This window comes from Pseudoalteromonas sp. TB25, assembly GCF_000497995.1.
Lineage (GTDB): Bacteria > Pseudomonadota > Gammaproteobacteria > Enterobacterales > Alteromonadaceae > Pseudoalteromonas > Pseudoalteromonas distincta.
On the sequence record NZ_AUTI01000240.1, the window covers coordinates 1 to 5,258 of the forward strand.

Below are 5,258 nucleotides of genomic sequence, written 5' to 3' on the forward strand. Positions count from 1 at the left end.
CCGCCGTTATAGAAAAAATGCTAAGGGTGATGATGCTTGCACCATTTTTAGTGGGCTTATCGTTTTGGCAAAGTAAAAAGCATGCAAATATAAACGCGCCTGGCGGCGAGCAAAAAGCGGGTATTACAATCCCTTGGTTTGCGGTGTTATTTATTGTGGCAAGTGGTGTACATTCGTTATCGGTTATACCTCAGGGGGCTTCAAACGCCATTGTATGGTTTGATAATATATTACTTACCATCGCGATGGTGGCTTTAGGTTTGCGCACACATGTTGGCGCTATTCGCCAAGCAGGTATAAAGCCGCTTTTATTAGCAGGCTGTTTATTTTTGTTTTTAACCTTGGGTGGTTACGCTATTAATATAGGCATTGCTGAGCTGTTTTAAACGTTACTTGGTAAAGGTTGATTGGCGGCTTAAATTGGCCAATCAACTTCATTTAAGTTATCGAGTTGTGTACTTGCATTTTTATTACCTTGCCATTTATTAGTGTAAACAGTGTGCGGGTCAAACTGTAACGTTTGTTTTTCAATATTAAAGTGCCTACCACCACGCGGATCTACGCCTACACCTGCTATATATTGCCAATTACCCCAATTAGCGGCTACATCGTAATCAATCAATTGTTGTTCAAAATATGCTGCGCCATAGCGCCAATCAAGGCCAAGCTCGTTCACTAAGCAGCTGGCTGCAATTTGCCTTGCTCTATTTGATATATAACCCGTAGCGTTAAGCTCATTCATAATGGCATTGACTAATGGGTAGGGTGTTGCGCCATTACACCACGTAGCAAAGCGGTTTGGCATAAATGTAGTAAGGGGTTTTGTTTGCTTTTGGCCTTTAAAGCTAAACAGGCTTTTACCTGCCTTAAGTGCATGCCATTTAAAATACTCTCGCCATAGCAATTCAAATTTAATCCAGTAAGTAGACTCGTTTGTTATTTGACTATGTTCGTACGCCTCAACTGCTTTATAAACTTGCCGCGCACTTACACAACCTAAAGCAAGCCAGATACTAAATTTTGTGGTGTTATTAAAGCCATCAAGCTCGTTTCGAGTTATTTTATAAGTACTTGGTAGTAAACCTGAAAAGTATTGCTTTAAATGTGTTTGCGCACTTTTAAACCCGCCATGCATTACGCCATTATTTGCTATACGCTCTAAAGGTTTTTTAGCGCACAAGGTTATTGGCTGAGGGAGCAAACCGTTTGGTAATGTTGAAAGTGAAATGGGGCTAGTGGCGGCCTCTACCTTTTTACGAAACGGGGTAAAGTGTTTAGGTAATTCGCTTAAATCAAACGGTAGGTCACTTTGTTTAAAGAGCGTGTCTTGCTGCGCTCCTGTAAATTTAGTATTAGGGCAATGTGCTTTGAGTAAGTTTATTTGGCGTTGCTCGTACAGGCCAAATTGCTCGCTGTATACAACTTCATCAATATTTTGCTCATTAATACGCGCTTTCAAAAGCGATACAGGTTCGCCTTCAAGTACATGCAGTGTTTGCCCGCGCTCAATAAGTGCTTGTTGGAGTTCATACAAGCTTTGCATTAAAAACTGCTGTTTATGCACGCCATACGGCTTTTGTTGATAGTTATTATTTTTAAACCAGTGCGGGTTTATAACAAATACAATATCGAGCGCGCATTGCTCAGTAGCAAGTTCGCTTAAAATAGGGTTGTCATCTATTCGTAAATCGTTTTGTAGCCAATATAAAATGCGTTTGCTCATAGGTTTACTCAGGTTTTTGTAATCATTAACTTTACGAAGCAAAAGCGGGTAGGGATTAGTTTTGAGGTGTTTAAGAGGGTTTTAAAAAGAGGCGGCAAATAATACCGCCTCCTTGAATGTTAAATAGCCGATTTTTGTTTTGCTATCCAATCGTCTATTACGTCTTCTAATACTTCCATAGGCAGCGAGCCTTGACCGATTACGGTGTCGTGAAAGCTGCGAATATCGAACTTAGCACCTAGTTCTTTTTCCGCTTTTGCACGCAGTTCGCGTATTTTTATCTCGCCCATTTTGTACGAAAGCGCTTGGCCTGGCCATGATATATAACGATCTATTTGATCCTCCACCGCACTTTGTGGCAAAGCAGTGTGATCTGCCAAGTAGTCAATAGCTTTTTGGCGGCTCCAACCAAAGGCATGAATACCGGTATCAACAACAAGTCTTACTGCACGCCACATTTCGTAGCCTAAACGACCAAAGTCGCTGTACGGGCTTTGATAAAAGCCGGCTTCTTTACCTAAGCGCTCTGTGTATAGTGCCCAACCTTCGCCAAATGCAGAGTGGCTAAGTGTGCGTCTAAATTCGGGTACATTTAACTCCATAGCAATAGCGTTTTGTAAATGATGCCCTGGTATTGCCTCATGTAAGCTAAGTGCTTCTAAATTATATAAAGGCTGTAGTTTAGGTGTTGAGGCTAAAAAATAAGTGCCAGGGGAGCGGTTATCAGCAGGTGGCATATAAAACGCGCCGCGACTCGCTGAGCCTTTAATAGTAAAGGTATTTCGCGGTAAATGATTAAAGTAGGTTGGTAATTTGCCATACATTTTTTGCGTTATAAAAGCGGTTTTTTCTAGCAGGTCTTGCGCGTCTGTTGCGTAAAATTGCTCATCGGTCGCTAAAAATTCTAAAAACTCAGCATAAGTGCCATCAAAACCTACTTTATCAATAATGCTTTGCATCTGCGCTTTAATACGCGCGACTTCTTTTAAGCCAAGCTCATGAATTTTCTTTGGTGTGGCATTGGTTGTGGTGTAGTAATTAACTGTGTATTTGTAATACTCAAGCCCGCCTTTAACGCTTGCAATACCCGGCTGTGCTCTACAGTTAGGCATGTAATCGTTTTCAAAAAAGTCGTAAAAGTGCTGATAAGCAGGGACTACTTTTGAGCTGATTAAGGCCTTTGCTTTATTTTGGTATGTGGCTTTTTGCTCTGCTGTAAACGTGTTTGGTATACGTGTAAAGGGCTCGTAAAGGGCACTGTTTTCAGGTTGCTTAACAATATGCGCGCTAATGCTTTGGCTGTAATTTTCAAAGGTTTTGCAGTAATGAGTAAAGCCTGTTTTTATACCTTCTTTCATTAAATCAATATTTTGCTGATTAAATCGAGGGTAGTCGGCAAGGCTGATTAAAAATGCGTTGTAATCGTCGGGTGTTAAAAATGCCATGTTAGCCGGTGCTTCGGCAAAATAAGTATGCCAGCCACTTAAAAAATTAACCGGAAAATACTTATCTTGATAAAGGTAGCTTTGCTGCTCGGTTTCTCGCTCATATTTAAATAAGCGGTAGTTCATTAGCTGCTCGTTGTTGAGCGTTTTTGGATCAATGCTGGCTAAGCTTTTTAGCACGCTGTTGTTATAAGCTTGGCGCTTTGCAATGGCTTGCTCGCTCCAATTTGGCAATGTACCGTTTGGCTTCCAGCCGTCTGGGTCGGTACGAAAAAATATTTTTTCAGCTTTGGCGTTTTGCCAATGGTTATCAATAATGGTTTTTAAATCAGTGTTAGTGTCGGCTAAGCTTGGTAGCGATGCAACCGCTAAGCATATAGCTAGAATACTTTTTTTAAACATAGTCATCCGTTATTGGCGAGTTAGTTATTATTTATCGCGCTTTTTTATTTTAATTTGTGCTCAATATAGTACCAAGTTAACTTAATCAATGCGCTTACTTTTATAACTTGTAACTCTTGGTTTTACTTTTTGATTGAACAAATTTCACTGCGTAACTGATTGGCGTACTAGTTTATTGTTTTATCAGCGTTTAGAATGATTAAAACTTATTATAAAAAATGATCGTCATGTTTAATAAAGTAATTACCTTAATTGATGAAGCAAACAACCAAGACCCTAATACTGAGCAGCACAATGGACAAAGCTTTCCTAAAGAAAGTTTATACGCCTTGCGCATGAGCGAAATGTTAACTCGTTTTAAACCAGATGCCGATGAACTCATGCAAATTGCAGTGCGTGCACAGCATATTCAGCGTTGGAAGTCGCCACGTAGTGATTTTGAAATGAACAAACAGGGCTATCATCAGTGGCGCAGTGCACTTTATATATTTCATGCTAGCAGCGTGGTTGCGCTCATGAAGCAAGCTGGTTACGGTGAAGCTGAGCAAAACCGAGTGTACGATGCGGTCGCTAAAAAAAATATTAAACGTAACCCAGACAGCCAATTAGTAGAAGATGTAGCAAGCCTTGTATTTATTGAGCATTATATGCTTGGATTTGCCAATGCAAAACCAGATTACAATGAAGAAAAATGGATTGGTATTATTCGCCGTACATGGCAAAAAATGTCAGATGAAGCGCATGAGTTTGTACTTGCAGGTAATATTACATTGCCCGGCCCGCTTGTTGGGCTTATTCATAAAGCACTTGAGTAAAAGAAAATAAATAAAAAGGAATTTTAAATGTATTGTCCTCGTAGTAATACGCCACTTGAACCTTTACTTGTTGGCGGGATTACTGTTTTTACGTCAGCGCAAGGCGGCGTATTTTTTGATAACAGCCAAATTTTTAAGTTTAGCTCGCCACAGTTAAAGCATGGTCAGGTTTTACTTAAGTATTTGAGTAATTATACCGAAGGTGAGGGCGAAGTCTCATCGCGAGTAAATTGCCCTAAATGCCCAAGTATTGTGATGATGCGCCGGTATTTTTCGCCACTCAAAGTGGTTGAAATAGACGAATGCCCAGGTTGTGCAGGCATATGGCTTGATAGCGGCGAGCTGGCAAAAATACACGAAAACCATTTAACCCCCCGAGAGCGAAAGCTGTTAGCCCACGAAATGGCAACCAATCATGGGTTTATAACTATTAAGCCGCCAAAATCAAAGTATTACCCCAAAGCGCCTAAAAATGTTCAAGACACGACAGTTGAACGGCTGGTGCAATTAGCATTACTTAATTTTCAGTAATAAAAAACGGCGTACTAAAAAGTACGCCGTTTTTTTGTAATAAATTAACGCTTATGCAGTTTATTTATTACGGTTTTCTTTAGCAAATGCACGTATTTTACGTTTTTGCGAAAGCGTTACTTTATTAGTACGCCCTGCAAATGGGTTATCACCTTCTCTAAATTCAATTTTGATTGGGGTGCCCATAATTTTCAGTGCTTTACGGTAGTAGTTCATCAGGTAGCGTTTGTAGCTATCTGGTAAATCGTGAACTTGGTTACCATGAATTACAATACGTGGCGGGTTATAACCACCGGCATGCGCATATTTAAGCTTAACACGACGACCACGAACAAGTGGCGG

The 5,258-nt window shown here is 40.3% G+C and carries 5 protein-coding genes and 1 pseudogene; 3 read left to right on the top strand and 3 right to left on the bottom strand.

Annotated features, from left to right (window positions below; all coding sequences use genetic code 11):
* Positions 1-386: putative sulfate exporter family transporter (locus L652_RS0107400; RefSeq protein WP_024594686.1), on the top strand; the 386-nt coding region annotated here is incomplete at its 5' end.
* Positions 387-415: 29 nt separating this feature from the next.
* Here L652_RS0107400 and L652_RS0107405 read toward each other — a convergent pair.
* The gene (locus tag L652_RS0107405) at positions 416-1,723 is read right to left on the bottom strand and encodes a DASH family cryptochrome (RefSeq protein ID WP_024594687.1); all 1,308 of its coding nucleotides are present in this window, start codon (positions 1,721-1,723) and stop codon (positions 416-418) included.
* A 119-nt stretch (positions 1,724-1,842) separates the two neighbouring features.
* The gene (locus L652_RS0107410; protein WP_024603382.1) at positions 1,843-3,570 is read right to left on the bottom strand and encodes a DUF885 domain-containing protein; all 1,728 of its coding nucleotides are present in this window, start codon (positions 3,568-3,570) and stop codon (positions 1,843-1,845) included.
* 227 nt (positions 3,571-3,797) lie between these two features.
* Here L652_RS0107410 and L652_RS0107415 point away from each other — a divergent pair, with 227 nt between their 5' ends.
* On the top strand, positions 3,798-4,385 hold the full coding sequence (locus L652_RS0107415) for a DUF4202 domain-containing protein (RefSeq protein WP_024595261.1): 588 nt from the start codon (positions 3,798-3,800) through the stop codon (positions 4,383-4,385).
* 27 nt (positions 4,386-4,412) lie between these two features.
* On the top strand, positions 4,413-4,916 hold the full coding sequence (locus tag L652_RS0107420; RefSeq protein ID WP_024595260.1) for a zf-TFIIB domain-containing protein: 504 nt from the start codon (positions 4,413-4,415) through the stop codon (positions 4,914-4,916).
* 60 nt (positions 4,917-4,976) lie between these two features.
* Here L652_RS0107420 and L652_RS0107425 read toward each other — a convergent pair.
* Positions 4,977-5,258: pseudogene (locus tag L652_RS0107425) on the bottom strand (ribosome biogenesis GTPase Der); the annotation flags it as partial.

Excerpts from the sequence above, each read along its gene's own strand:
- L652_RS0107415 (WP_024595261.1), top strand. The coding sequence starts at position 3,798 with ATGTTTAATAAAGTAATTACCTTAATTGATGAAGCAAACAACCAAGAC.
- L652_RS0107405 (WP_024594687.1), bottom strand. The coding sequence starts at position 1,723 with ATGAGCAAACGCATTTTATATTGGCTACAAAACGATTTACGAATAGAT.
- L652_RS0107420 (WP_024595260.1), top strand. The coding sequence starts at position 4,413 with ATGTATTGTCCTCGTAGTAATACGCCACTTGAACCTTTACTTGTTGGC.
- L652_RS0107410 (WP_024603382.1), bottom strand. The coding sequence starts at position 3,570 with ATGTTTAAAAAAAGTATTCTAGCTATATGCTTAGCGGTTGCATCGCTA.